The organism is Acidovorax sp. (assembly GCF_046339755.1).
In the GTDB taxonomy this organism is placed as follows: Bacteria; Pseudomonadota; Gammaproteobacteria; order Burkholderiales; family Burkholderiaceae_C; genus Acidovorax.
In genome coordinates this window covers 1-25857 of record NZ_JBKDTZ010000060.1, presented here as the reverse complement: position 1 = coordinate 25857, position 25857 = coordinate 1, and the positions used below count along the sequence as shown (strand labels likewise).

The following is a 25857-nucleotide window of genomic DNA, read 5'->3' as shown; positions in this document are numbered from 1 at the left end:
GCCATGAGCTCTTAGGGCAGAACCACCGCATCGTGAACTCGGGCACGCATGGCGCGGCATTCTGGGTCGACATGTGGCGCACCATCAGCGCGGGGCGCAGCTGGCGTGCCGAAGTGTGCAACCGCTCCAAGAGCGGTGCGCTGTACTGGGTGGACAGCGTTGTGGCGCCGTTCATTGATGCCCAGGGGCGGGTGGAAAAGTATGTCTCGATACGGACCGACATCACCGACCGCAAACGCACCGAGATGCAACTGCAAAGCACGCTCACGCTGCTGCGCACGGTTCTGGAAGCCTCCACGCAGGTCGCCATCGTGGCCACCGATGAAGAGGGGGTGGTGACCGTGTTCAACCGCGGGGCCGAACTGCTGCTGGGGGTATCGGCCGACCAGGTCGTCGGCAGGGGAAACGCAGCAGACTTCGTGGAAGCCGGCGAACTTTCGCCGCACGGCGACCAGGCAGGAGCAGAGTTGGCTCCCGGGGATGACCTTTCACCCGAGGTTCGGATGGCCCTGATCCATACCGCCAGCCAGGACCCGTTGCGCCAGTGGCGCCTGGCGCGTTCCGACGGAGGCCGGGTGCCCGTGTCGCTGGCGATGACGCGCATGGCCGATGCGTCCGGCACATTCATCGGGTACCTGGGCATCGCCCATGACATAGGCACACGGCTTGCGCAGGAGAAGTCGCTGCGCAACGCGATGCAGCAGGCGCGGGAGGCCAGCGACGCAAAAAGCCGCTTTCTGGCCAACATGAGCCACGAGATCCGAACGCCGATGAATGCGGTGATCGGTCTGTCCTATCTGCTGGCGCGCACCGCGCTCGACAGCGAACAGCAAGGCATGCTGCGGCAGCTGCAGGTTGCCGGCAAGGCCTTGCTGGCCGTCATCAACGATGTGCTCGACCTGTCCAAGATCGAAGCCGGCGAAGTGGTCCTGGAAAGCCTGCCGCTGGATATCGACCAGATGGTGCGCGAGGTGTCCGCGCTGGTGGAGCCACAGGCCCAGGCCAAGGGCATCGCCTACACAGTGGACGTCCAGGCGCCGCCAGCTTTCACGCTGGAGGGTGACATCACGCGGCTGCGCCAGGTCCTGACCAATCTGCTGAGCAATGCGGTGAAGTTCACCGACCAGGGAGAAGTACGGCTCACGGTGCGCTTTGAGGAGCGGGCGGGCAGCACCATGGAGATACGCTTCCTGGTAAGCGACACCGGCATCGGCATCTCCGAGGAATCCAGGCAACGCCTGTTCGCGCCCTTCGTGCAGGCAGACACGTCCACCACCCGCCGCTTCGGGGGCACCGGGCTGGGCCTGTCCATCGTCAAACAGCTGGTGGAGCTGATGGCAGGGCGCGTAGAGTTGCGCAGTGAAATCGGCCGGGGCAGCCAGTTTTTGGTGACCGTGCCCCTGCACCGGTCCATGGGCGGCCAGCCAGCTGCTGCACCCGACGCGCCTCTTCCCGAGGGGCAGGGGCTGAGCGGGGTCTCGCTGCTGGTGGTGGACGACAACGAGGTGAACCAGGAAGTGGCCGCCCGCATCCTGACCAGCGAGGGCGCACACGTCAGCGTGGCACGGCATGGGCAGGCCGCGCTGGATTTTCTCACCCAGGACCCGCACCGCTTCGATGCCGTGCTGATGGACGTGCACATGCCAGTGCTCGATGGCCTGGACGCCACCCGCCAGATACGCACCGCCCTGGGCCTGGCGCATCTGCCCATCATCGGCCTGACGGCAGGGGTCTCGTCTGCGGAACGCGAAGAGGCCCTGGTGGCCGGGATGAATGCCATTGTCGGCAAGCCATTCGATCCGCCGATGCTCGTCAAAACCATCCGCCGCAATCTGCGGGGCCAGGGCGATATCGCCAGCCAGCACCCGCAAGCGCCGGCCGCAGAGCCCCCCGCCGATTGGCCGAGCATCGAGGGCGTGTCTGCCCGGCTGGCGTTCTCGCGGCTGCAGGGCTCCGTCCCCCTGCTGTGGCAGATGCTGCGCCGGATATCGGACACACTGGACGCCGTCGGCATGCTGCTGGATGCGGAGACACCAGTGCCCGCTTCAGGCACGCAGCCGCCCGCCGCACCGCAATTGGCGGCATTGCTGCACGACATCAAGGGCATGTCCGGCACCGTCGGGGCCGAACAGATGTACGCCCTGTCCGCGCAGGCGGAAGCATCGGCACGCGGCGGCCAGAGCGCGGACATCGCTGGGCTGGCGGCGGCGATGCAGAAGATTGCAAAACCGTGGGCGCTGAAGCCCGGTGGCGTGCCAGCGCCCCAACCTGCGGCAGCGCCCGCAACTGCCGAGCCTTTGGCACAAGATACCTGGGAACAGATCACGCAACTCAAGCACCTTCTGGCCACCCAGGACCTTGATGCACTCGACTGGGCCCGCCAGCTCAAACCGGCACTCGCCGCGCATTTGGGGGCCGACCACATGGCCGCCTTGCGGCGCCACATGGAGGAGCTCGATTTTGCCAGCGCCAGGACTGTGCTTGAACGCCTGGTACCGGCATCCGCAACACCGGGGCAGGCAGGCTGATCTGGCGGCCCGCGGGTCAACAACAGGACGGCGCCGAGCGGCCTCCAAGCCCAATTGACGGGGCGCAGCACCCCAGCAGGCAATGTGCGCTGGTACAGGACTTGCATGAAGATGCGCATGGCACACGCCCCCTTCATTCGCCAAGCCTCTGAGGAGCCAAGCACCATGCAACGCCGCAACTTGATTTCCACCTTCGCCTGCGCCCTGCTCGCACCGGGCCTTGCCAGCACCGCCCTTGCGCAAGCCGCAAGCTACCCCGACCGCCCCGTCAAGGTCATCGTGGCCCTGCCCGCCGGCGGCAGCGCCGACATGATCGCGCGCGTGGTCACGCAAAAGATGGCAGCCGAGCTGGGCCAGCCTTTCGTGGTGGACAACAAGGCCGGGGCTTCGGGCCAGATCGGCACGCCCCTGGTGTCGCGCGCCGCGCCCGATGGCTATACGCTGATGGTTTCGCCGGCCTCGTTCCTCACCACCAACAAGAGCATCTTCAAGACCCTGCCCTACGACCCCGAGGCCGACTTCGTTCCCGTCACCAAGTTCGTGAACCAGCCCATGGTGCTGGTGGTCAAGGACAAGCAGAAGTTTCCTACCGTGGCGGCCGTACTGGCCGCCGCCAAGGCCGCGCCCGGCAAGCTGACCTATGCCTCATCGGGCGACGGCAGCCCGCAGCACCTGGCGGGGCTGATGTTCACCACCCGCACCAGGACCGAGCTGCTGCACGTGCCTTACAAGGGCGGCGCCCCGGCCATCAACGACGCCCTGGCCGGCACGGTGGACATGCTGTTCGCCGTGCTGCCCGAGGCGTTGCCGCACATCCAGTCGGGCAAGCTGCACGCACTGGGGCTGATGGCACCGCAGCGCACTTCCACCCTGGCCCAGACCCCCACCATGGTGGAAGCCGGCGCGCCCGAGATGAACCTCTCGGCCTGGGTCGGCCTGCTGGCGCCGGCCAAGACACCCCAGCCCATCATCGACCGGCTGCAGCGCGCCGCGCACGCCGCCCTGGCCGATGCCGACACCAAGGCCAAGCTGGCGGCCAGCGGCATGGAGGTGGCGCCCGGTACCAGCCAGCAGCTCAAGGACGCGATCACGCAGGAAATCAAGGTCCATGCGGAGCTGGTGAAGGCGGCGGGGCTGGTGCCGCAGTAGCGCCATCCCCGGGTTTCGCGGACGCCCCAGCGCCCGCCCCACGGCGAAGCACCAGCACCACCACCGCGATCGAAGCCACATAGGTGCCGCCCAGAAAGACGAGCGCGCCAAGGCTCTGCGGGCCCTTCCCCAGACCATGCGCGATGCTCGAAAAATCCCACAGGGCGTGCAATGCCATCGCCACCCACAGGTTGCCGGTGAGCCGGCGCACGAGGTACAGCCCCGTGCCCGCGCAGAAGGCCAGAACGACCTGCACCAGGGCTGCCGCGCCCACACCGAAGAAGGCGTTGGTGGCGTGCAGCAGGCCAAACAGCGCGCTCGACCAGAACCACACCCAGGCCTCGGAGCGCAGTGAATGGCGCAGGCCCACCAGCAGGATGCCGCGGTGGACCATTTCTTCGCAGAACCCCACGAGCAGCATGGCGGCGGCCAGCACCAGCACGTGTTCGATGGCGATGGCGGCCCAGACGGTGCTGTACAGGTTCATGCCGATGAACCCGAGCATGGGTACCAGCACCGCGGCCAGGTACAGGGGCTGGCGCAGCGCTGGTTCGCGGGTTGCCTGCGGCCACCACCCTGCCAGCGCATTGAAAGCGCACAGCACCATGGCCGCAAGACCCAGCGGCACGATGATGCCGCGCAGCAGGTTCGCCTGCGCACCCAGCGCCGCGTAGTCGATATTCAGGTAAGTCCATGCAGCGAAGACCCAGCCCATGTAGGCAAGGTACACGCCCAGACCGATCCACCAACGGGGTTGAATGCGCATGACGCCCTCGTTTCAGAAGTTGGCGACCAAAGCCACGACCACCAGCACACAGGTGCAGGCCCACACCAGCACACCGAGCGCCATGGCCAGCGCGGCCAGCCGGCCGATGCCGAGCCGGGCCCGGAACCAGGCTGCCTGCACGCCCACCAACCACACGAATGCCAGTGCGCAGGCGATGGCACCAGTCATCGCGTGGGCCGGGCCAGGCATCTGTGTGGCAATGAGGCCCAGTGACACCACCAGCGCGAACGGCGAGGTCAGGTAGCACAGGGCAAAAAAGGGCTGCCGCAACGCGCTGCGGGATGCCGCCTGGCGGCGCTTGCGCAACAGCAGCACGGCCGCCGTCAGGGGGATCAGGCTGAACAGCAGGCTGCGAAAGATGAGCAGGTTCTGCGGCGAATCGAGAATGGCCTTGGCCAGGGGCGCCGCACCCTGCGCCTGCGGAACATGCAGTGCCAGCCCCACTGCATTGGCAAGAAAAAGGGTGATCAGCAGCAACAGTGGCGGGCTCACCGCGTCATCGTAGGCAAGGGGCTTGTCTGCGGCCTCTTCCTGCTCGGCATAGGCCATGGCCTGCAGTGGCTGGAAGACAATCCGCAACAGCGTTCGGGGGTAGAAGAACAGCAGCGCGATCGCCTCGAAGACGAACTCCTCCAGGCTGCGCAGCAACTTCACCAGATCCATGGCGTCCCCTGCCCGGCGTCGCACCGGTTGCACGTCAACACGGCCCCGGCATGCCCGCAGGCACGCTCCCGTGCAGCCCTGTCGGCCAGATATTGGCTCCCGATGGATTCCATACGCTGTGGCCTCTGCGAGGCACGAAGTGGGTGGATGGCTGCCATCGTATCAGCGGCTGCCAGCGGCCCCGGGAGCGAGCCCCTGGTTTGCGGCGCAGCCCAAGGTAGTCGATAGCTTCATCTGTATGTCGGCTTGACTTGGAGTGCGCTCACAGCGCTGGGCAACGCCACACCGCAGCTCAGGGTGCCCTCCAGGCGGTGCGGGAGCGCTCAACGGGCTCGCGCCGGCACGCGAAGTGCTTGCCCTGGGCGATGTGGAGACAGCGACCACCTGAAGCGCCACGCCCTGCTGCGGGCGCTTGAAGCCGGTGAGGAAGACGCCCTCAATGCCCCCCGAACCGCCCCACCTGCGCAAGCCCGCCCGCAAGGCTCCACAGGGTGATACACCACCCGTCGCAGCCCTCGCTGACCACCAGCCCTGGCAGGTCGGTGGCTGGGTCGATATCGGCAAAGCTGACGGGCTTGCCGGGTACCTCGCCAAGGTACGACACGCCATTGCCCTTCTTCGCGAACACATGGTGCCTGCGCGCATGGTAGAAAGCGGCGCGATCCTCCACCACCCGCCCGGGCACGATGATGGCCAGGGTTGGGCTGCCAGGCTGGCTCACCACCGATGCCGTGGCGAGCTTCAGTTGCCGCTGCACCGCGCCAAACCGCTTGGAGTCTGAGCGCAGCAGCGCCGCAATGGCCTGCACCTCCGGCGCAGAGATACGGCGCGTGGCCCACCGGGTGGTGCGCACAGGCACCATGGAAAACAGCCCGAACTGCCGCGTATCCAATTGGGGCGATTCGCCCTGCACCGTGGCTTCGGCCGAATCCCATTGCTCCTGCCCCGAAGCGCTTTTGGACGCCTGCACCGTGCACTGGTACTTCACGCCGGTCTGGGTGGAAAAGACACCACGGCCCGCATTGCAGTGGCGCGCCAGCGTTCGGACATGGGCGGGGTCGTCGAACTGCACCACCACCGCTCCATCATCAGGCGACAGCCACGCGAAGAAAAGGCCGGGGCGCGCGCTGTGGCTTTCCTTGGCCTCACCGGTAGCCGATGGGGCTACGACGGCCAGGCCAAGAATGAGCGCCGGGATTCCCCGCTGAAGCAAGCGCATGCTGTTTTCCCCCGCAATGGATCTCGCAAAGCCAGCAGGATAAGCGCAACGCTGTGGCCACGGCCAGAACAAGCTGAGGCAGCCTGTGCATCCCCACCCCTCCTTCGGCGAGAATCGGCACCCAAGTCTGCCCGCCCCTCTGCCCCTGCCTGCCTCGTCGTGTGCCGTCCATCCAAATGAAGGGTTTCATCCTCACACGCCACTGGCGGGACACACCGGCGGGCACTGAAATCGAATACTGGCTGGCGACGGACGCCGGCCCGTTGAAGGTGCTGCTGACCGGCCAGACCTCGGTGGCCTTCGTCGAGGCGCGGCACCAGGGCACGGTGGACGCGCAGCTTGTGGCCCTGCCCGGTGTGGAACTGCGCCCGCTCGACCTCAAGAGCTTTCAGCAGCAGCCCGTGATCGGGGTCTACGCCACGCACTATCGCCAGTTGGGGCGGCTGGCCCGCTCGCTGCAGCAGTTGGGCATCTCCCTGCTCGAGGCCGATGTGCGCCCGCACGAGCGCTACCTGATGGAGCGCTTCATCACCGCCGGCGTGCTGGTGGAAGGCGGGCGCAGCGAGGGCAACGGCGCCCGCGTGGACTGCCGGCTGCTGCCCGCGCCCGACTACCGGCCGGCGCTGAAAGTAGTTTCGCTGGACATCGAGACCAGCCAGCACCAGGACCTGTACTCGATTGCGCTCGACGGCATGCCCGAGCGCGTGGTGTACATGCTGGGCGATGCCCCGGCCGAGCCGCAGGAGCCCCCGGGCTTTGCACTGGTCTACTGCGCCACGCGCCAGGCCATGATCGAGCAGCTCAACGGCTGGTTCGCGCGCAACGACCCGGACGTGGTCATCGGCTGGAACGTGATCCAGTTCGACCTGCACGTGCTGCAAAAGACCGCCGACGCCTGCGCAACGCCGCTGCTGCTGGGCCGCGAGGGCCGGCCCATTGCCTGGCGCACGCACCCGGGCAAGCAGGGCTACCTCTTCGCGCCCATGCCCGGGCGGGTGGTCATCGACGGCATCGAGGCGCTGCGGGCCGCGGTGTGGAGCTTTGCTTCGTTCAGCCTAGAAAACGTTTCGCAGCAGTTGCTGGGCGAGGGCAAGGAGATCGGCGACGAGTACGACAAGATGGCCGAGATCGAGCGGCGCTACCAGCACGACAAGCCCGCGCTGGCCACCTACAACATCCGCGACTGCGAGCTGGTGCTGCGCATCTTCGACAAGGCCCGGCTGCTGCAGTTTGCGATGGAGCGCGCGCACACCACCGGCCTGCAGATGGACCACTTCGGCGGCTCCATCGCCGCGTTCAGCCACCACTACCTGCCGCGCATGCACCGCCTGGGCTATGTGGCCCCAAATGTGGGCGAGGTCCAGGGCAGGTCATCCCCCGGCGGCTATGTCATGGATTCGAAGCCCGGCTTCTACGACTCGGTGGTGGTGCTCGACTACAAGAGCCTGTACCCGTCGATCATCCGCACCTTTCTGGTGGACCCGGTGGTCTATGTGGAGGGCCTGCACGCCAGCGATGCGGCGCCGCTCATCCAGGGCCCGCTGGGCACGCGCTTCTCGCGCGAGCGGCATTGCCTGCCCGAGATCGTCACCACCCTCTGGCGGGCGCGCGACGAGGCCAAGCGCGCGAAGAACGAGCCCCTGTCGCAGGCCCTGAAGCTGGTGATGAACTCCTTCGCCGGGGTGCTGGGTGCGACGGAATGCCGCTTCTTCAACCCGCAGGTGATTTCCGCGATCACCCTGCGCGGCCATGCCATGGTGAAAGCCACGCGCGAGTTCGTGGAAGAGCGCGGCTATGAAGCCATCTACGGCGACACCGATTCGATCTTCATCTGGCTCAAGCGCACCCACACCAACGAAGAGGCCCACGCCGTGGCCGCCGGGCTGGTCCGGGACATCAATGCCTGGTGGACCCGCACCCTGCGCGAGGAGCAAGACCTCGACAACCACCTTGAGATCGAGTTCGACACGCACTACAAGAAGTTCTTCATGCCCACCATCCGCGGCTCGGACGTGGGCAGCAAGAAGCGCTACGCCGGCCTGAGCGTGGACGTGGAGGGCAAGGAGGAGATGGTCTACCGCGGCCTGGAGATGGCGCGCAGCGACTGGACGCCCCTGGCCCGGCAGTTCCAGGAGGGGCTGCTCTCGCGCGTGTTCCAGGGCAAGCCCTACCGGGACTTCGTGGCCGACTACGCCCAGGCCACGCTGGCCGGGCACAAGGACGAGCTGCTGGTCTACCGCAAGCGCCTGCGCCACCGCCTGGACGCCTACGTGGCCAACGTACCGCCGCAGGTGCGAGCCGCCCGCATGGCCGACGACTACAACACCCGCATGGGCCGCCCCCAGCAGTACCAGAATGGCGGCTGGATCCGCTATGTGATGGCGCTGAACGGGCCCGAACCGCTGGAGACACGCCAGTCCCCCATCGACTACGGCCACTACCTGGACAAGCAGCTGCAGCCGATCGCAGACGCCATTTTGCAGCCGCTGGGCGAGAGCTTCACTGCGCTGACCTCGGCGCAGCAGGATCTGTTCTAGGCTATTTCGGCACCACCGCCTGCAGGTACTCGTCCACCGCGCTGCGCCACAGGGCGGGCTGGGCATGGATGCCGTGCCCGCTGGCTCCGTACAAGGGATCGAAGGCCACGAAGCGCCCCTTGCCGCCTTCGGCCACGAAGGCGTCGAAGTTCTTGCGGCTGTGGCGCAGCGCATAGAAAGGGTCCTGCTCCCCATACAGCCAGAGCATGGGGTGCGGGAACGCCGCGCCACGGCGGAACGCCACCGGGTTGATGGCATCGGCATGCGTGCAGCGGTCGCCCACCCAGCCGCCCACGAAGTTCAGCACGCCCAGGAAGTTGGCCGCCGGGCGCGTGCCCGCATAGGCAACCGAGAGCACACCCCCGCGCGAGACGCCACCAATCAGCAGGCGCCGCAGGTCCACGTCGCTGCGCGTGCGCAGGTGTGCCATCACGGCATCGAGGTCGACCATGGCGCGCTCCAGGCCGGGCAGCGAGCGCTCCGGCCGGCAGGCGTAGCGCGAGCGGTCGGGCTCGAAACCCTCGTCGTACAGCCCGTCGGACTTGCCGCGCCCGCGCCGCTGCGGAAACACCACCTGCCAGCCCTTGTCCGCAAAATACGCACCCACCTCGGGGCTGGCCCAGGTGTAGGTGAACCAATCGGACTTGTCCCCATTGCCGGTGGAGCCGTGGTTGAACACCAGCGTGGGAAACGGCCCCGCACCGGGCGGCCGGTAGACCACCATTTCCAGCGTCTGTGCGCGCCCGTCCTCAACCCAGGGCGTGGGCACGCGCTCGACACTGCGCGCGTAGGCAAAGGGCTTCTGGGTCAGCACACCGTAGCTGAGCAGTTGCGTCACATTCTTCCAGAGCGACATCTCCATGTCGCCGTCTTCGCGCAGGCGCAGCACCAGCGTTGCACCGGTGCGCAAGGGCATCTGCAGCGCGTTGTCGACGAACTGCGCTTTCCCCCGCTCGGTGACGCGCTGCGTGGCGCTGGCACCGGCATAGACCACGGTGGCCACATCGGCCGACAGCTTCTCCACCGCCACCTTCACATCGCACTGCGCAAAACGGCAGGCACTGCCGCGCCAGATGCCGCTCCATGGCAGCAAGCTGCGCCCGCCCTCCAGCGCGGCGGCATCGGGTTTCACCACGGCCACATCGGGTGGCAGCTCTGCGCTGGCGCTGGTTTCGGCCGGCACCGGGCGCATCTGCGCCGCTCTGGCAGGCAAGGCCGTCTGCGCATGGGCCGCGCCCGCCAGCAGGCTCGCCGCCGCAACCGCGGAAATAGCGGGCTTTTCCCACCCCGCCGTACACAACAACCATCGACCTCGCATGTTCAGGTTCCTCCGGGATCGACAGGGTACGGGCTTTCATGCGCACACCGCAGAGGGCCATGCAGACCGCAAGCGTACTGATTTTGTGACGATTTGTTTGCCTGACTGGCTGTGATGTGGGTCACTGCCTTTCGCCAGCCTGCGCAATACCATGGCATGGCCGCTTGAGAGGCCCTCCGCTGACACAAAAATAGCAATCACCAGATTTCACGGAGGGGAGATTGCCACCATGGTGTGTCCATCGTTCGTTGAGCACGGACTTTCTGAAGAGGCCAATTTAGGCTTCTACAGGCTTCGCTAATACTTCCAAAGACAGGGTTCTCTGATGAGATTCTTTTCGCCTATTGCAAGACATCGCTTGCGATCCATCGCCTCCCGCCACCTGGCGCCTGTGGCCTTCAAATTCTGGCTGCTGTTCGCCCTGGCGGCTGGCCTGGGCAGCGTGCACGCCGCCACGGTGGTGCACATGGCCACGGGCCCTGTGAACTCCGCAGCGGTGCTCAGCGACGGCACGCTATGGACCTGGGGCGACAACCAGAGCGGGCAATTGGGCAATGGCTCCACGGTGAGCGTAGACAAGCCCGTGCAGATCGGCAGCGGTTTCGCGAAGGTTGCAGTGGGCGGCCCGTACATGGTGGGCCTCAAGACCGATGGCACATTGTGGATGTGGGGCTCAGTGCAGCTGAGAACCCAGACCCTGAACGAAACCCGGCCGGTGCAGGTCGGCAGTGGCTTTGCGCAGCTGATGACCTCGGACACCGCCAGCAAGGCGGATGGATCCATATGGTACTGGGGCCACGCGAAAAGGCTCTTCAACGCGAGTGCCGGAGGCGACATGCTCGACCGGCTGCCACCCGGCTACCTGCAGATGGTCAGTAACCGCTACAACCTGTTGTTCGTGCTGGGAGACGGCGCCATACAGTTTCTTTTTGTGCCCTGGGACCCCTCGGCCCTTATCGGCATGGGCAGCTGGATGAGCGGCTACGGCAGCGCCGGCCCGGTGGACCGTGGTTTTGTGCAGCTGGCCTTGGGCTCCTACTCGGCCGCAGGCGTGAAGGAGGATGGAACCCTCTGGCAATGGCGCGGGCTCGATGCCCCCGCGCTGGTGGGCGGCGGTTACCGCCAGGTCGCCAAAGGGTCCGGCCACACTCTGGCACTGAAGGCCGATGGCACGGCCTGGGCCTGGGGCTCCAGCAACTACTGGGGCGAGTTGGGCAATGCCACCCGCACGGAGAGCGAAAACCCGCAGTTCCTTGGAACCGGGTACGCACAGGTAGCGGCCGCCGCCGAGCACTCCCTGGCACTCACCACCGATGGCACGCTCCTGGCCTGGGGTCGCAACATCGCAGGGCAACTGGGTGTGGGGCCGGTGGGACAATCGCAACTGTCGCCGCTGCCCGTGGTGTTCGAAGGCGCGGGTGCACCGGGGATGGGCACCATGGTGGCCACAGGGACCCTGACGCGCCTGACGCTCTCGGCGCACATACAGATCAAACCCGAGCACCTCACCAGTGGCGCCAAGGGGCATCCTTACCTCGTGGCGATCACGCCCGACGGGACCATGTACACCTATTCGGCGCCCGCGTTCGACCGCCTGAATCCGCTCAACCCGCTGGCCTGGGCCGACCGCCTGCAAAACACATCCTCCCTCCTGTTTGCGAACCAGGACCTGACCCACCTGTCTGGCACCGCCTTTTTCGTAGGCTATGGACTGGGTGCGACCACCGCCGAGAGCCTGGATGAAATGATGCGCAGCTTTCGCTACCAACGGGTCTACGACATCCCATAGCCGGTAGGTAGATCCCAAGGCAACGCCCGCCCGTACCGGTGGGCGTTTTGTTGGCAGTCTTCGTAAACACATCCTTCTAGTTGTTCGGAGAGGCGCAGCAATCGTGCCTGTTGGGCTTCGCCAATGGGGTCCAGTCAAGATGGTGATCACTGCCGCAGAGGGCCATGCGAGCCCAGGCCACGCAAGGGCTTCCCATCAGCGGGCCAGTTGTACGCGCCACTTCCATTCGCGGGCCGCCAGGCTGCCAACGAACACCGCCTCCACCACCAGGTGCCCCAGCCCGAGCCAGGTGGCGCTGCCCGCAAAGTGCAGCGCCATGCCCAGGCAGGCCAGCACCCAGGCCCCGTTGGCCGCCACCAGCAGGGTGATCAGCACCGGCGGCCTGCGCCGCAGCAGGGCCAGCGAAAAGGAATAGCTGCCATAGGCCAGATTGGCCAGCCCGATGAACACCAGCAAGCCCGCCGGCAGCCCATAGAGGGACGGCAGCCAGGGCCCCAGCAGCAGCACCGCGCCGCCGCCCAAGGCAGCGGCGATGCAGTCGACCCAGAGCAGGTGCTTGTTCACGCCGCCATGCCGGTCTGCCGCCTCACCCAGGCATCCAGGCCGGCTTCCACGCCGCGTGAAAGCCGAACGGCACCACCTGCGGCAGGTGCAGCGTGGCCAGGCAGCGCATGCTGACCGGGTCGATCACACCGACCACCGTGCCCGCGTCACCCTCGGCCAGCGTGGGCACCAGCAGCACGCCGTCGTCCTCGGCGGTGGAGCCTGGGCGGTCCACGAACAGCGGCTCCATCTGCACGGCAGCCTCGCGCTGCCAGGTGCCGGCAATGCGCCCGCCGTCCAGGTCCAGCTTCACGGTGCGGTCGAACATGGGGGCCTGGCCTTCGGGGTCGAAGCCCGCAAACCAGGCGTGGCGCGACTGCTTCTTGCCCCAGTAGGCGCCATGCACCGAAGGCAGCTCCACGCTGGCAGCGTCCACCAGGGGCAGCGGCTGTGCGTCGCTGCGGCCGGGCTCCAGCCGGTAGCGCTGCACGCGGTGCTGCACGCCCACGGGCTGGCCCGCGCGCAGACGCTCCATCCGCAGCGCGGCAAAAATCTCGGGGCCATCGGTGGTGCACAGGTCCAGCACCAGCGTGGCCGGGGCACGGCCATCGGGGCTGGGCTCGTCCCAGGCCTGCACGGCATGGAAGCCAGTCATGGCCGGCACGGCCCAGCTGCGCACGCTGCCATCGGTGAGCGATATGGCATCGATGCGCGATCCCGCCTCGCCCTTCCAGGCAAAGCTGTCGATGAAGCCCTTGCCCGAGAATGCCAGCTTGAGCGCATTGAGCCGCATCGCCGGCTGCCACACGATGGCGTGCGTGGGCGTCATCGCAAACGCATGCAGATACCCGGCCTGGCGCACGGACCAGCGCGCCACCACCTCGCGCGTGCGGCTGCCCGCCACGATCTTGAACAGCTTGTAGGTGCACTTGGGCCCGAGCTCCAGGCCCACGTTCCAGTAGGTGCCCTGCGCATCGGTCATGCCATGGGCCGACATCACGTGGATGACCTCGCGGTCGTCGTACACGATGCGCCCCGTGGTGGCCAGCGTGTCAGGGTCGAAGCTGGTGAGCAGCGGCGTCTCGGTCTGCGCCACCCACTGCGAGCCGATGCGCGCCATCACCACCGCCCCGTTGTCCGTCACATTCGGATGGCGCAGGTGGCGCATGCGCGTGAAGAAGCCCGCCGGATCTGCCGTGCCGAAGGCCGCCCGCGCCGGCTTGCGCGCCGCCAGGCTCTCGCGCAGGTCATCGGTCTGCAGGTAGCGGCTGCGGTAGCTGGCGCTGGCCCCGCCCACCTCCCCCGGCGCCAGCCGCACCCGGTGCAGCATGGCCAGGCCATCGAACCAGTGCGCGTAGCTGCCATGCGGCAGATCCCACAGCGCCGGGCCATTGAGCAGCAGGCTGCCGCCGAGCATCCAGGAGGGGACCTGGCCGCGGACTTCGACGGGGGTGTCGGGGAGCTCGCGGGCGGTGGATTGGAGGCCGCGCAGGCGGGTAGAGAAAATTTCAGGCATATGGAGCGCCTCAAAATTGACTAAATATTTCCTACCAAGATGGAGAAAAATGACAGAACGCAGCCTCAACCATCTTCGTTAGTAAGTTATTCAGCTAGCAACTTGAGCCTTACGAAAAGCCTCAATATTATTTAGCAAATCAACCAGATCACCAGGAATTTCATCCAGACGCATTGCATCAATAATTTTAGCATCTGTCAATGAAACACCGAATAATTTCTGAGCATGCTCTCTATAAAGGCGCAATAAATCCTTACCACCAACCATGGACAACATTTGATTTGGATCGCTCCAGCGCAAACGGAATCCATCACTCGCATCTTTCATTTTCGTAGCCAAATCCTTGTATCCACCAGAGTGAAACTCAACATATCTACTTACGTATTGACGCTCCGAATCATCTTTTAAACCTTTCGACAACTCCATAAGCACTTCTTTTGACGGTTTCACCTCATCATGGAAAATTTGCCCCCTTTCCTTGCGTTCAGCTATGCCTTTAGTCATTACGCGATCCAGCGCAGCCGGCACCAACAAATAATTTTCCATTTCCTTTCGTGCGTGCACATGAGACAATTTAAGTGAGACTCGTAATTTTCCTTGCATTTCACTTATCTGCTCATCGCAAAAATAATCACGATCGTAAATTGCCCCTATTAAAAGCTCGGTACCCAATGCTTGCTCAACTCCCTGCGCAAGTGCCGAAATTCGAGACCAAGAACCAAATCCTCCAGATGGCATTGCAGCCAGTCCGATACCCGCTCCCAGATCATCCAAACCCAACCGCCTAGCAAATCGCCTCAACAGCGAAAAATCATAATCACCCTCAACAAATAGAACCCGTCTATTTCTAGCGAGAGCAGCAAGTGAAATATTTTGCTGCGAACCAAGTGCCACCATCGTTTTCTGCACTCCTGAGATATCCTTTATGCGCTCCGCACTCGCCTTTGTTTTATCAATCAAAACTATGTCTGTCGGGTCCGCTTCTGAGATAATCTCCGTAGAATGGGTTGCAACAACAACATCCGGACCAATATTCTTCAAGACCCCTAATAATCGGCGCTGAACGTCTGGATGAAGGTAAACTTCTGGTTCATCCACCACAATCATTGAAGCCTCTGATGCTCGATTTATATGACTAAGAAGCTGACACCAAATTTGAAATCCAAATCCAACCCAGTACAACTCCCTATCAATGCGGCCTTCTTTTACAAACATTGTCAATTCCCTGGCCATATTCATACTTGGCCGATTTATTTGCATACCAGGCCAAGTTGACTCCACTAAATTAGCGAATTTTTCAAAATCCTCTGGGAAATGATACCAATAACTGCGAAACTGCAATGATGCCCTATGCGTCGCAAGTGATGATGAAACAGTATCTTTTTCGCGCAACTGTTCGCGATGTTCGACAGGGCCCAAGACCGGAATGACAACAAGATTCAAAGGGAAATTTGATTTAAATCCAACCGGAGATTTAATTTGCACACCATTTGCATCGGCAACCAGCACACACCCCTCTTGACTCAAATACAAATGAAGATGATTACCATTACTCAACCTAAACGCAACATGAGAATCACCCTCAACATAATTAGTCGCAACATTCTCAAGAGATAATGGAATTTGGCTTGCATTAATTACATATCCAAATCGATTGAATCCACCAACCGTCACACGCTGAGGGCTTCGAGTACGCGCAGTACGCAAAGCAACAGCCAAAATTCTAAAGGCGCCAACAATAGTAGATTTTCCTGAATTATTCGCACCAGTAAGAATATTTACAGAATCAAGAGAAATACTGTACCGAGCAAGGCCTTTATAATGACGAAACGTTACGCTAGTGATTTTAATTTTATCTTTCGCCTCAACCATACCTTCACCTCATAATTAGAAACAGCGGCATTTATCTTTGCAAGTCCACCCACTCAACTAGCACCCGCTCCCCGCACCTGCCCTTTGAATCCCCAGTTGTTCTCCACTCCCACATTCACCGCTGCCCCCCCGCCCTCGAACTTGAGGGTAAGCACCGTGACTTCCCCATCCGCCACCGACCGAGAGACGAGCTGAAAGGTCTGCGCATCAAGCCAATGGCCTTTGACGGAGACGACCGCGTTGGGGCCCTGCGGCGCGGTGCGGTACTTGCCGTCCAGCCCCAACGGGCCGGCGACCGGCTCGCGCGGCACATCGGGGCGGCCGGGGTCGAAGCTGGCTTCATAGCGCGGATTGGCAGGCGTCAGGTCCAGCACCAGGCGCTGCAGGCCCAGGGCATTGCGCTCCAGCAGCCAGGCCTTGCGCGACACGGTGGCGGCCAGCTCGGGCGTGGGGCCCACGGGGTTGGGGCTGGGCTTGTCCACCCCGGCGTCGCGGATGCGGGCGGCCAACAGTTCCTGCGCGGCAGCGTTGGCGGGCTGGGGCTCGCGCGAGCGCACGGCGGCGGTGATGTGGTCGATGAACGCGGGCAGCGGGTAGTTGCGCCGGCCCGTGACGGCGACCACCACGTCGATGTCGGGCAGCACCACGATGAGCTGGCGGTTGAAGCCGGCCGTGAAGTAGGCGCGTTTGGACGGAATGCTCCACCAGCCGTTGGCGTATTTGAAGGCGGGTGCAGCGCTGCCAAAGCCCATGTCCACCACCGGATTGAAGACCTGCTCCACCCAGGCGGCGGGCAGCAGTTGGCGGCCGTTCCACTGGCCGCGGCGCAGGTACAGGTAGCCGATGCGCGCCATGTCGCGCGGGTGCAGGTACAGGCCCCAGCCGCCCACCTCCAGGCCCTGGGGGTCCTTGCGCCAGCGCACGTCGGTGATGCCCAGGGGGCCGAACAGGCGCTTTTGCGCATAGGCCAGGGTGCTGCCGCCGGTCTTTTGCGCCACGATGGCCGAGAGCAGGTGGGTGTTGCCGCTGTTGTAGTTGAAGCCCGCGCCGGGCGCCTGGGCCATGGGGCGGTCGAGCACGAAGCCCTGCCAGTCGCGCGCGCGGCCCAGCTGCAGCATGGTCTCGGGCACGGCATCGCTGAGCGGCTCGATCCAGTGCAGACCCGAGGTCATGTCGAGCAGGTGGCCCAAGGCCATGGCCTTCTTGGCTGCGTCCACATTGGCGACCTTGCGGTCGGCAAAGAATTCCAGCACGGGTGCATCGCGCGAGGCGATCAGCCCGTCCTGGATGGCCATGCCGGTGAGCGTGGCGACGACTCCCTTGGTGGTGGAGTTGACGGCGTGCTTGAGCCCTTCGCGGTAAGGGGCGTAGAAGGCCTCGGCGACCAGGCTGCCGTGGCGGGTGACGAGCAGGCTGTCCATGCCCTGCGCGGCGCCAAAGTCGACGAGCTTGGCCAGCGCCGCAGAGTCCATGCCCTGCGCCTCGGGCGTGCTCTCGGCCCAGTCGTCACCGGGCCAGAGGGTGGTGGACGGCGCGGTCGCCGATGATGCAGCCGATGCGGTGGTCGCCGCGGCGTCCTGCTGCGCCCCTGCCGTGAACGGTGCGGCGGCGCTGGCCAGCAGCACGGCCGTGGCCTGCCGGCGGTTGATCGCTGCGGCTGCTGCGGATTTACCCGTCGCCTTGTCGTGCCTGTGCATTGCCATCGCCAGCCTCCCTTTGCGCATGTTGTGCTGGAATCATATGCGGGCGGCTACGCTTGCCTGGGCCCCCTTTTGGGGGACTGTTGGCGTTTGCCCACGGCGGTCAGCGGTGGTGGCACCAGGCCTTCGCACGCTGCGCGCAGCCACGCCAGCACGGGGTGGAAGACATCGCCATCGTCCACGGCCGCGCGCGGCGCCATGAGCTGGTAGCAGCTGCCATCGGCCACAAAGCCGCGCGGCGCGCACAGCACACCGCTGGCCAGGTCGTCGGCCACCAGGGCCAGGGGGCCGATGGCCACGCCGGCACCGGCCACGGCGGCCTGCATGCTTTGGTAGATATGCTCGCAGCGGATGGCGCGAGTGGGCTGCAGCGGTGGGCCGGCCTGCGCGGACCAGCTCTCCCCTGCGTCCGGCCGGGTGGCGGTGTGCAGCAGCACGCCCTGCAGGGCAGCGCCTTGCTGCGTCCCGAGGGCGACGGCCACATCGGGGCGGCACACGGGGCCGATGTGCTCGTGCATAAAGGGCTCGGCCAGCACGCCATCGTCCAGCGCAAAGTCGTTGCGGCGAATGGCCAGGTCGATGCCGTCGCGCTCGAAGTGCACCACGCCGCCGGCCGAGACCAGGCGCAGCTCGCGCTCGCCGCCGATGGCCGCCTGCAAATGAGCCAAACGTGGGATGAGCCACCGGATCAGCAAGGTGGGCTCGCACGACAACACCAGCGGCCGGCCCGGCCCCGCCGTGCGGCGTGCCCGCGCCAGGGCGGCGCGCAGGCGGTCGAGGGCCGCGGCCACGTCATCGGCCAGCACCTGGGCCGTGGGCGTGGCCACCACCGCGCGGCTGCTGCGCTGGAACAGCGCAAAGCCGAGCTCACCCTCCAGCTCGCGCACGGCGCGGCTCACGGCCCCATCGGTCACATGCAATTCGCGCGCGGCGCGCGAGACGCTGCCATGGCGCACCGTGGCCTCGAAAGCGCGCAGGGCGGACAGCGGGGGCAGGCGAGTGTCTGGCGGCATGGTTGAAGGCTTGATTGAGTTCTGCTCAATCATGCCTGAGATCAAATCGGTTTTCTTCATCCCATGAAAAGAGCACAGTCACCGCTTCTGATTGACTGGTATGCAAACGATGATGAGAACTGCAGCGAATGGTGCCCTCCCCCTGGCCATCACCATGGGCGACCCGGCCGGCATAGGCCCCGAGATCATTGCCAAGTGGGCGGCGGCACGCCCCAAGGGGGCTGCGCCGTATGTGGTGCTCGGCGACGCCGGCACGCTGCAACGGGCGCTGGCACTGGTGGGCGCGCCCTTGCAGGTGCGGCCCATGGGCGACCGATTGGAGGGCCTGAACGAAGCCTTGCATCAAGGCGCCCTGCCCCTGCTGCAGGCCTGCGCGCCACTGCCTGACGATCTGCCCATGGGCCGGGTGGATGCGCGCGCCGGGGCCGCCGCCCACGCCTGCGTGCAGCGCGCCATTGACCTGGCACTGGCGGGCCGGGTGGCCGGCATCGTGACCGCGCCGCTGCACAAGGAGGCGCTGCGCGCCGCCGGTGTGCTGCACCCCGGCCATACCGAGATGCTGGCCGAGCGCGCGGGTACCACCGACTTCGCGATGGTGCTGGCCAATGGCGAGCTGCGGGTGCTGCTGGTCTCCATCCATCTGGCGCTGCGCGACGCGGTTGCGGCGGTGACGCCGGAGAGCGAGCTGCGCGCCATCCGCCTGGCGCACCGTGCCTGCCTGGGCTTTGGCATTGCACAGCCGCGCGTGGCGGTGGCAGGGCTCAACCCGCATGCGGGCGAGGGCGGGCTGTTCGGCCATGAAGACCGGGACATCATCGCCCCGGCCATCGCCGCGGCGCACGCCGAAGGCATCGACGCCACGGGCCCCTGGCCGGGGGACACGGTGTTCATGCGCGCACGCCAGGGTGCCTTCGACATCGTGGTGGCGCAGTACCACGACCAGGGCCTGATCCCCGTGAAGTACCTGGGTGTGGACCAGGGCGTGAACATCACCGTGGGCCTGCCGTTCGTGCGCACCTCGGTGGACCATGGCACGGCCTTCGACATCGCGGGCACGGGCCGGGCCGATGCGTCGAGCCTGGCACATGCGGTAGAGCAGGCGGCCGCCATGGCGGCGGCGCAGGTGCCGCCCGCGCTACCGGACTTCATTTTCATGCTGACCCGGCACGACCGCACCATTGCCGACGCGCTGGAGCAACGGCCCGCCGTTCTGGCCGCCGGGGTGCGGCACATCGGATTCAAGGACATCGGCCTGCCTTGGCCCGAGCTGCAGCACCTGGCCGATGCCATCCACGCGGGCGGCGCGCAAAGCTACCTGGAGGTGGTGAGCCAGGACGAGGCCAGCGAGTTCGCATCGGCCCGCGCCGCCGTGGCGCTGGGGGTGGACGTGCTGATGGGCGGCACGCGGCCCGAGGCGGTGCTGCCGCTGCTGCACGGCCGCCCCATCCGCTACTACCCGTTTGCCGGGCAGGTCACGGGCCACCCGAGCGTACTGCAGGGCAGCGTGCAGGACATCGTGGCCAGCGCGCGCCGCATTGCGGCGATGCCCGGGGTGCATGGGCTGGACTTGCTGGCCTACCGGTTTGCGGGCGATGCGGGCCAGGTGCCGGCGCTTATCCAGCAGGTCTGCGCAGCGGTTGGCAAGCCCGTGGTGGTCGCCGGCTCCATCGACCGCGCCGAGCGTGTCGCGGTTGTGGCCGCGGGCGGTGCTGCGGGGTTCACGGTGGGCACGGCGGCGCTCGATGGGACGTTTGAGACCAAAGAGCCGGGGCTGGGCGCCCAGCTGCTTGCCATCCAGGGGCTTCAGCTCACTCGGCCCCTGACTGCAAACGCCCCAGCAACCGCGCCAGCCCTTCCTTGACCGCATCGAGCTCTCCCGGCCCTACCAGGGCCGCCCACTGCACCTCGGTGCGGCTGCCCGCGGCCATGGCCAGCGGCCGGATCTGCTGGCCCCGCGCGGTGAGGAACACCAGGCGCGAGCGCTTGTCCGTGGGGCTGGGGCGGCGCTCCACATAGCCGAGCTTTTCCAGCTCGTCCACCGTCTGCGCCATCGACTGCTTGCGCACGTGCGCCAACTGCGTGAGCTCGCTCACGGGCATGCCTTCGGGCGGGACAAAGGTGAACACGCTGGCATGCGCCGCGCGCACGTCGCCAAAGCCGGCCTCGGCCAGGGCATCGTCCACCGCGCCGGCGAACTGCTGGTGCAGCAGGCGCAGCAGCACGCCCAGGGAGCCGGGTGTGCTGGCGGCGGCCGTGGTGGAAGTGGTCGATGGGTTCATGGCTAATTTGACAGGTACCTGTCCATTTCACTAAACTAGACAGGTACCTTACCATTTTTGAGAATCGCCCCATGCCCGCCATTTCCGTTCTCGACTCGCAGATCCACTACGAAGACACCGGCACCCCAGGGGCACGGCCGGCCTGGGTGTTTCTGCATGGCAACCCCGCCTCGTCTTACCTGTGGCGCAAGGTGCTGCCCCGTGTGCAGGGGCTGGGCCGCTGCCTTGCACCGGACCTGATCGGCATGGGGCGGTCGGGCAAGCCCGACATCGCATACACCTACGACGACCATGCGCGCTACCTCGCGGCCTGGTTCGATGCGATGGACCTGCAGGATGTCGTGCTCGTGGGCATCGACTGGGGTGCGTCGCTCGCCTTCGACTGGGCGCGCACGCATGCGCACGGGGTGCGCGGCATCGCGTTCATGGAGACCATCGTCAAGCCCATGGCCTGGGCGGACTTCCCCGCAGCGGCACGGCCACGCTTCGAGGCGTTTCGCACGCCGGGGCTGGGCGAGCGGCTGGTCATCGAAGAGAACCAGTTCCTCGCAGGCTCGCTCACCGCCACGGTGCTCACGCCGTTGGCGGCGGCCGACCGTGCGGTGTACGAGGCACCGTATGCCACGCCTGAAAGCCGGCGCCCGCTGCTGGCCTGGCCGCGCGCCATTCCCATCGAAGCGTCGCCCGCCGACGTGGTGGCGCGCGTCGAGGCCTATGGCGACTGGCTGGGCAGGTCTGGTGATGTACCGAAGCTGCTGCTCACCTTCACTGGATCGCCCACGCTGATGATTGGCCCGGCCATGGAGGCCTGGTGCCGCGCCAACATCGCAAGCCTCACGGTGCGGGACTGCGGCAATGCCGGCCACCTGGCGCCCGAGGACCAGCCCGGGCGCATTGCCGATGCGCTCGTGGCCTGGGCGGCCAGCGCCCTTGTGCCTACTGCTTCTGGATCCCTGCCTGCTGGATCACATCGCCCCAGCGCTTGATCTCGCGCGCAAAGAAGTCGGCCTGCGCCTGGGGCGTGCCGCCGCTGGCCTGCACGCCCAGTTGCAGCAGCCGGGCCTTGACCTCGGGCGCGTTAAGCGCGGCATTGGTATCCCTGTTCAGCCGCGCAATGATGTCGGGCGGCGTGCCCGCCGGCGCGGCAAAGGCGTTCCACGAGGCCACGTTGAACTGCGGCGCACCGCTCTCGGCCACGGTGGGCACCTGGGGCAGCACGGGCGAGCGCTTCTCACCCATCACGGCCAGGGCGTGGAGCGTGTTGTCCGAAATCTGCGCCAGCACCGGCGCCAGGATCTCCACGGCCGCATCCACCTGCTCGCCCAGCAGCGCGCTGACCACGGCCGATGTGCTGTTGAACGGGACGATGGCCACGTCGATGCCCAGGCTGCGCTTGAACAGCTCGGCCGCGAGGTGCTGGGTGCTGCCGATGTTGATGGTGCCGATATTGAGCTTGCCGGGGTGGGCCTTGGCGTAGGCGAGCAGCGCAGCGATGTCCTTGAAGCGCGACTTGCTGCTGGTGACGAGGGCGATGTCGAAGGTGCCGAGCAGGGACACCGGGGCGAAGCTCTTCACCGGGTCGAACGGCAGGCTCTTGAACAGGCCGGCGCTCACCGCGTTGCCATTGGACATGAGCAGCAGCGTGCGGCCATCGGGCGCTGCCTTGGCCACCGCGTCGGCCGCGACGATGCCGCCCGCGCCGGGCTTGTTGTCCACCACGATGGGCTGGCCCGTGGCTTCGGTCATCTTCTGCGCCACGGTGCGCGCCGTGAGGTCGGCCACGCCGCCGGGGCCAAACGGCACGACCAGGCGGATGGGGCGCTTGTCGGCGGACTGTGCCGATACGCCCGTGCAAACGGCGGCGGCCAGCAGCAGCAACAGGGCCCGGCGCTCAGGGTTCAAAGGAAAAGTCATGCTTTGTACTATGACAAAAACGGGATTGTGCTGCCACAAGGCCCAGGCACTGAGAGCTATGCCCCATCGGCATAGGTACCGGGCCGTAGGGGGGACACCCTGGTGGGCGATACCATTGGGGGGTTCCGATCTCCGAACCTGCCTCTTTCCATGAAAAACGCCACCGAATTCGCCCCCGGCCTCGTCGTCCAGGGCATCGACGCCCCGCTGTCCCTGTCGAGCTACAAGCTGATCGCCTTCGACATGGACTCCACCCTGATCAACATCGAGTGCGTGGACGAGATCGCCGACGCTGCCGGCCGCAAGGCCGAGGTGGCCGCCATCACCGAGGCGGCCATGCAGGGCCTCATCACCGACTACAAGGAAAGCCTGCGCCAGCGTGTATCCCTGCTCAAGGGCGTGACCGTGGCCCACATGGAGCAGGTGTTCAGCGAGCACCTGCGCTTCAACCCCGGCGCCAAGGAACTGGTCAGCGCCGCCAAGGCTGCGGGCCTGACCACTCTGCTGGTTTCGGGCGGCTTCACCTTCTTTGCCGACCGCGTGAAGGCGGGCCTGGGCATCGACTTTGCCCGCTCCAACATGCTCGAAGTGCAGGACGGCCTGCTCACCGGCCGCATGCTGGACCAGGCCTGGGGCGACATCTGCGACGGCGCAGAGAAGCGCCGCACCCTGCTCGAAGTGGCCTCGCTCATGGGCATTGCGCCCTCGCAGGCGATTGCCGTGGGCGACGGCGCCAACGACCTGCCCATGATGGGCGCGGCCGGCCTGTCGGTGGCCTACCACGCCAAGCCCACGGTGCGTGCGCAGGCCAAGGTGGCGATCAACGAAGGTGGGCTGGACCGCCTGCTGGAAGTATTGCGCTGACCTTCTCTACCCTGCCACGCCGCGCCTGGCAGTCCCTGCGCCGGGGCTGGCGCCAGCACCTGGCCACCGTGCTGCTCGCCCTGCTGGTGGTGGCCGGCGTGGATGCCTGGCGCACGCGCGACCTGCCCACAGGCCCCGCGCCCGACGCGGCCATCACCCTGGCCGATGGCACCACCACCACGCTGGACCAATGGCGCGCACAGCACCCGGGCCGCGCCGTGGCCCTGCATTTCTGGGCCGAATGGTGCCCGGTGTGCAAATTCGAAGAGCCATCGGTCGCCAGCCTGTCCGCGGACTGGCCCGTGCTCGGCGTTGCCATGCAGTCCGGTAACGCCCAGCGCGTCTCCCAGGTGCAGCGCCAGCGCGGCATGCCCTGGCCCACGGCGGTGGACCCGCAGGCCGAGCTGTCGCGCGCCTGGGGCGTGCGCGTGGTGCCCGCCCTGGTGGTGGTGGATGCGCATGGCGATGTGCGCTTTGCGACCAGCGGCTACACCCCGGGCTGGGGCATGCGCTGGCGGCTGTGGTGGGCGCAGGCGGTGCCCAGCCTGCGCGCCTTGACGGGCTGAGCAAGGCTCACGCCGGATCGGTCATCCGCTTCGCCCCGTCCTGCACCCATTCCATGAAGGCCAGCTGCCCCGGTGCCGCAGGCCGGTCCCGGTCGATGCACACGAAGTAGCCGCGCCCCGTGGAGACCGGCAGCGCAAACGGCATCAACAGTTCACCGCTGCGCAGTTCGCGCTCGATCATGCAGGGCTGGGTGATGGCGATGCCCACACCCTCCTTGACCGCGAAGATCAGGTTCATGCTCAGGTCATAGACGGGGCACGGTTTGAACTCGCGCCGCAGGCCGGCGGCGTTGGCCCAGCGCGCCCAGTTGTCGGGAAAGTTGGTGCAGGGCCTGTCAACACTGATTTCGGGGTCGCGAAGGCCCTTCCCTTCGGCTTGTCCGGCCGGGCGCTTGAGGCGTGGCGCCACCTACGGTGCGTACACGGCAAATGGCTGCGCTTTGCGCCTAGGTCGCACGCGTTCTGGCGGCCTGCTCGGACACGCCGGATTCATCCATACCTTCTGAGCCGGCACTGCGCGAAGCGACTCAGTCGGGGCGCTGCTCCGCAACGCGCTTCATCGCCTCATCCATCGCTACCGTGAGTGCCAGGGCCGATTCCTTGTTGGCCGTGGCATCGGGCGGCAGCACGATGGGCGGCCCGAAGGTGATGCGGATGCGCGGGCGGGTGAAGAAGTGGCTGGCGCGGATCTCGCCCGGCCCGTCGAAGTGCGCCGGCACGATCTGGCCCTTGGCGCGCAGGCAGATGGTGGCAGCGCCGCGCTTGGCCTCGGGGTTCTCGGCATTGCGCGTACCCCCCGGGAAGATCAGCACCAGTTGGCCCGCCTGCACCAGCGAGACCACCTGCCGGATGGTGGCGGTCGAGGGGCTGCCCCGGTCCACCGGAAAGCCGCCGCCCGAACTCACGAACCAGGCCCCGAGTTTGGTTTCGAACAGCTCCTTCTTGGCCATCTGGTGCAGCTTGCGCGGCAGCGCGGCATAGCCCACCCACAGCGGATCGGCCCAGCCCACGTGGTTGCAAACCACGATCTTGCCGCCCGGCGTGTCCAGATGCTCGGCCCCGATCACCGTGACCCGGGCCACCCGCGACATGAGCACGCGCAGCACGCGCACGAAGAGGTTGGGCTTTTGCAGGGCGGGGGACGCAGAAGCGGAATCCGAAGAGGGTGTGGCGGTGGTCATCAACTACAAACAAGGGCGGCGGTCGGGAAGGCGCGGGGGGTGGGGGGCGGTTTGCGGCCCGCCTGCCACCGGAATGATAAGCCTGTGTGACAGTTCGCCACGGCAGATTCCCTTTACGGGGGGTGCCAACTGCAACGCAATGTGTGGCCCGGGACCTGTGCAGGCTGACTGCGCCGGTCCCCAGCGGCGTCGCTGTCCTTGGCACATGCTCCAGTTGGAAGACAGTTCTGGCTGCAGAAGTCGGCATGGCAACGGCGGGCTGTCTCCTGAGGTTGCCGGGATGTGTGACCGGCTGTTCAGCGCTTGTTTGGCTGCATGCCTTTGCTGAGAGCGGAGGCCGGGTCTCGGCCCGGCGGCCGAGGTACCTTTCTTTGCGTCGCCAAAGAAACGTACCCCAAAGAAAGGCGACCCCGCTGCCC

General features: G+C 66.1%; 21 protein-coding genes. 8 read left to right on the top strand and 13 right to left on the bottom strand.

Annotated features, from left to right (window positions below; genetic code table 11):
• A partial coding sequence (locus ACK59X_RS04835) for an ATP-binding protein (RefSeq protein WP_409955641.1) occupies window positions 1-2528 on the top strand: 2528 nt, incomplete at its 5' end.
• A gap of 165 nt (window positions 2529-2693) precedes the next feature.
• Window positions 2694-3677, top strand: a complete 984-nt coding sequence (locus ACK59X_RS04830; RefSeq protein WP_409955640.1) for a Bug family tripartite tricarboxylate transporter substrate binding protein — start codon at window positions 2694-2696, stop codon at window positions 3675-3677.
• Here ACK59X_RS04830 and ACK59X_RS04825 read toward each other — a convergent pair.
• The 3 genes from ACK59X_RS04825 to ACK59X_RS04815 all read right to left on the bottom strand — a co-directional run bounded on the left by ACK59X_RS04825 (window position 3628) and on the right by ACK59X_RS04815 (window position 6346).
• Entirely contained in the window at window positions 3628-4443 is an 816-nt protein-coding gene (locus ACK59X_RS04825) for a CPBP family intramembrane glutamic endopeptidase (protein WP_409955638.1), read from the bottom strand. The genes ACK59X_RS04830 and ACK59X_RS04825 overlap by 50 nt on opposite strands.
• A gap of 12 nt (window positions 4444-4455) precedes the next feature.
• Complete coding sequence (locus ACK59X_RS04820; protein ID WP_409955636.1) at window positions 4456-5127, bottom strand: hypothetical protein; 672 nt, start codon at window positions 5125-5127, stop codon at window positions 4456-4458.
• 436 nt (window positions 5128-5563) lie between these two features.
• Window positions 5564-6346 (bottom strand): hypothetical protein, encoded by a 783-nt coding sequence (locus tag ACK59X_RS04815; protein ID WP_409955634.1) that lies wholly within the window; start codon window positions 6344-6346, stop codon window positions 5564-5566.
• 176 nt (window positions 6347-6522) lie between these two features.
• Here ACK59X_RS04815 and ACK59X_RS04810 point away from each other — a divergent pair, with 176 nt between their 5' ends.
• Complete coding sequence (locus ACK59X_RS04810) at window positions 6523-8883, top strand: DNA polymerase II (RefSeq protein ID WP_409955632.1); 2361 nt, start codon at window positions 6523-6525, stop codon at window positions 8881-8883.
• A gap of 1 nt (window position 8884) precedes the next feature.
• Here ACK59X_RS04810 and ACK59X_RS04805 read toward each other — a convergent pair whose 3' ends face one another.
• The gene (locus ACK59X_RS04805) at window positions 8885-10096 is read right to left on the bottom strand and encodes an alpha/beta hydrolase family protein (protein WP_409955631.1); all 1212 of its coding nucleotides are present in this window, start codon (window positions 10094-10096) and stop codon (window positions 8885-8887) included.
• A gap of 463 nt (window positions 10097-10559) precedes the next feature.
• On the opposite strand from ACK59X_RS04805, the gene ACK59X_RS04800 reads away from it, so the two are divergent.
• Window positions 10560-11990 (top strand): RCC1 domain-containing protein, encoded by a 1431-nt coding sequence (locus ACK59X_RS04800; RefSeq protein ID WP_409955629.1) that lies wholly within the window; start codon window positions 10560-10562, stop codon window positions 11988-11990.
• Window positions 11991-12185: 195 nt separating this feature from the next.
• Here the strand turns inward: ACK59X_RS04800 and ACK59X_RS04795 are convergent, their stop codons facing one another.
• The 5 genes from ACK59X_RS04795 to ACK59X_RS04775 form a co-directional block, all read right to left on the bottom strand.
• Window positions 12186-12554 (bottom strand): hypothetical protein, encoded by a 369-nt coding sequence (locus ACK59X_RS04795; protein WP_409955627.1) that lies wholly within the window; start codon window positions 12552-12554, stop codon window positions 12186-12188.
• A gap of 22 nt (window positions 12555-12576) precedes the next feature.
• Window positions 12577-14049 (bottom strand): carotenoid oxygenase family protein, encoded by a 1473-nt coding sequence (locus ACK59X_RS04790; RefSeq protein ID WP_409955625.1) that lies wholly within the window; start codon window positions 14047-14049, stop codon window positions 12577-12579.
• A 90-nt stretch (window positions 14050-14139) separates the two neighbouring features.
• On the bottom strand, window positions 14140-15921 hold the full coding sequence (locus ACK59X_RS04785) for an ATP-dependent nuclease (protein WP_409955624.1): 1782 nt from the start codon (window positions 15919-15921) through the stop codon (window positions 14140-14142).
• A 53-nt stretch (window positions 15922-15974) separates the two neighbouring features.
• The gene (locus ACK59X_RS04780) at window positions 15975-17624 is read right to left on the bottom strand and encodes a serine hydrolase domain-containing protein (protein WP_409955622.1); all 1650 of its coding nucleotides are present in this window, start codon (window positions 17622-17624) and stop codon (window positions 15975-15977) included.
• Window positions 17625-17671: 47 nt separating this feature from the next.
• Entirely contained in the window at window positions 17672-18634 is a 963-nt protein-coding gene (locus ACK59X_RS04775) for a LysR family transcriptional regulator (RefSeq protein WP_409955621.1), read from the bottom strand.
• A 112-nt stretch (window positions 18635-18746) separates the two neighbouring features.
• On the opposite strand from ACK59X_RS04775, the gene pdxA reads away from it, so the two are divergent.
• On the top strand, window positions 18747-20495 hold the full coding sequence (gene pdxA, locus ACK59X_RS04770; RefSeq protein WP_409955620.1) for a 4-hydroxythreonine-4-phosphate dehydrogenase PdxA: 1749 nt from the start codon (window positions 18747-18749) through the stop codon (window positions 20493-20495).
• On the opposite strand, the gene ACK59X_RS04765 is transcribed toward pdxA, so the two are convergent.
• On the bottom strand, window positions 20443-20913 hold the full coding sequence (locus ACK59X_RS04765; protein ID WP_409955619.1) for a MarR family winged helix-turn-helix transcriptional regulator: 471 nt from the start codon (window positions 20911-20913) through the stop codon (window positions 20443-20445). The two genes, pdxA and ACK59X_RS04765, sit on opposite strands and share 53 nt — an antisense overlap.
• Before the next feature lie 71 nt (window positions 20914-20984).
• Between ACK59X_RS04765 and ACK59X_RS04760 the strand changes: the two genes are divergently transcribed.
• A complete protein-coding gene (locus tag ACK59X_RS04760; RefSeq protein WP_409955617.1) occupies window positions 20985-21899 on the top strand; it encodes a haloalkane dehalogenase in 915 nt (304 codons plus the stop codon).
• Here the strand turns inward: ACK59X_RS04760 and ACK59X_RS04755 are convergent.
• Window positions 21850-22827 carry a tripartite tricarboxylate transporter substrate binding protein gene (locus ACK59X_RS04755; protein ID WP_409955615.1) on the bottom strand — a complete coding sequence of 326 codons (978 nt, stop codon included), beginning with the start codon at window positions 22825-22827 and terminating at the stop codon, window positions 21850-21852. The genes ACK59X_RS04760 and ACK59X_RS04755 overlap by 50 nt on opposite strands.
• Window positions 22828-22977: 150 nt before the next feature.
• Between ACK59X_RS04755 and serB the strand changes: the two genes are divergently transcribed.
• Together serB and ACK59X_RS04745 are read left to right on the top strand one after the other, a co-directional pair.
• A complete protein-coding gene (serB, locus tag ACK59X_RS04750; protein ID WP_409955613.1) occupies window positions 22978-23691 on the top strand; it encodes a phosphoserine phosphatase SerB in 714 nt (237 codons plus the stop codon).
• 68 nt (window positions 23692-23759) lie between these two features.
• Window positions 23760-24257: a redoxin domain-containing protein gene (locus ACK59X_RS04745; RefSeq protein ID WP_409955611.1), complete on the top strand. Its 498-nt coding sequence runs from the start codon at window positions 23760-23762 to the stop codon at window positions 24255-24257.
• 7 nt (window positions 24258-24264) lie between these two features.
• Here ACK59X_RS04745 and ACK59X_RS04740 read toward each other — a convergent pair whose 3' ends face one another.
• Entirely contained in the window at window positions 24265-24666 is a 402-nt protein-coding gene (locus ACK59X_RS04740) for a LysR substrate-binding domain-containing protein (RefSeq protein ID WP_409955610.1), read from the bottom strand.
• Between the two features lie 118 nt (window positions 24667-24784).
• Window positions 24785-25438 carry a lysophospholipid acyltransferase family protein gene (locus ACK59X_RS04735; protein ID WP_409955608.1) on the bottom strand — a complete coding sequence of 218 codons (654 nt, stop codon included), beginning with the start codon at window positions 25436-25438 and terminating at the stop codon, window positions 24785-24787.
• Window positions 25439-25857 lie beyond the last annotated feature (419 nt).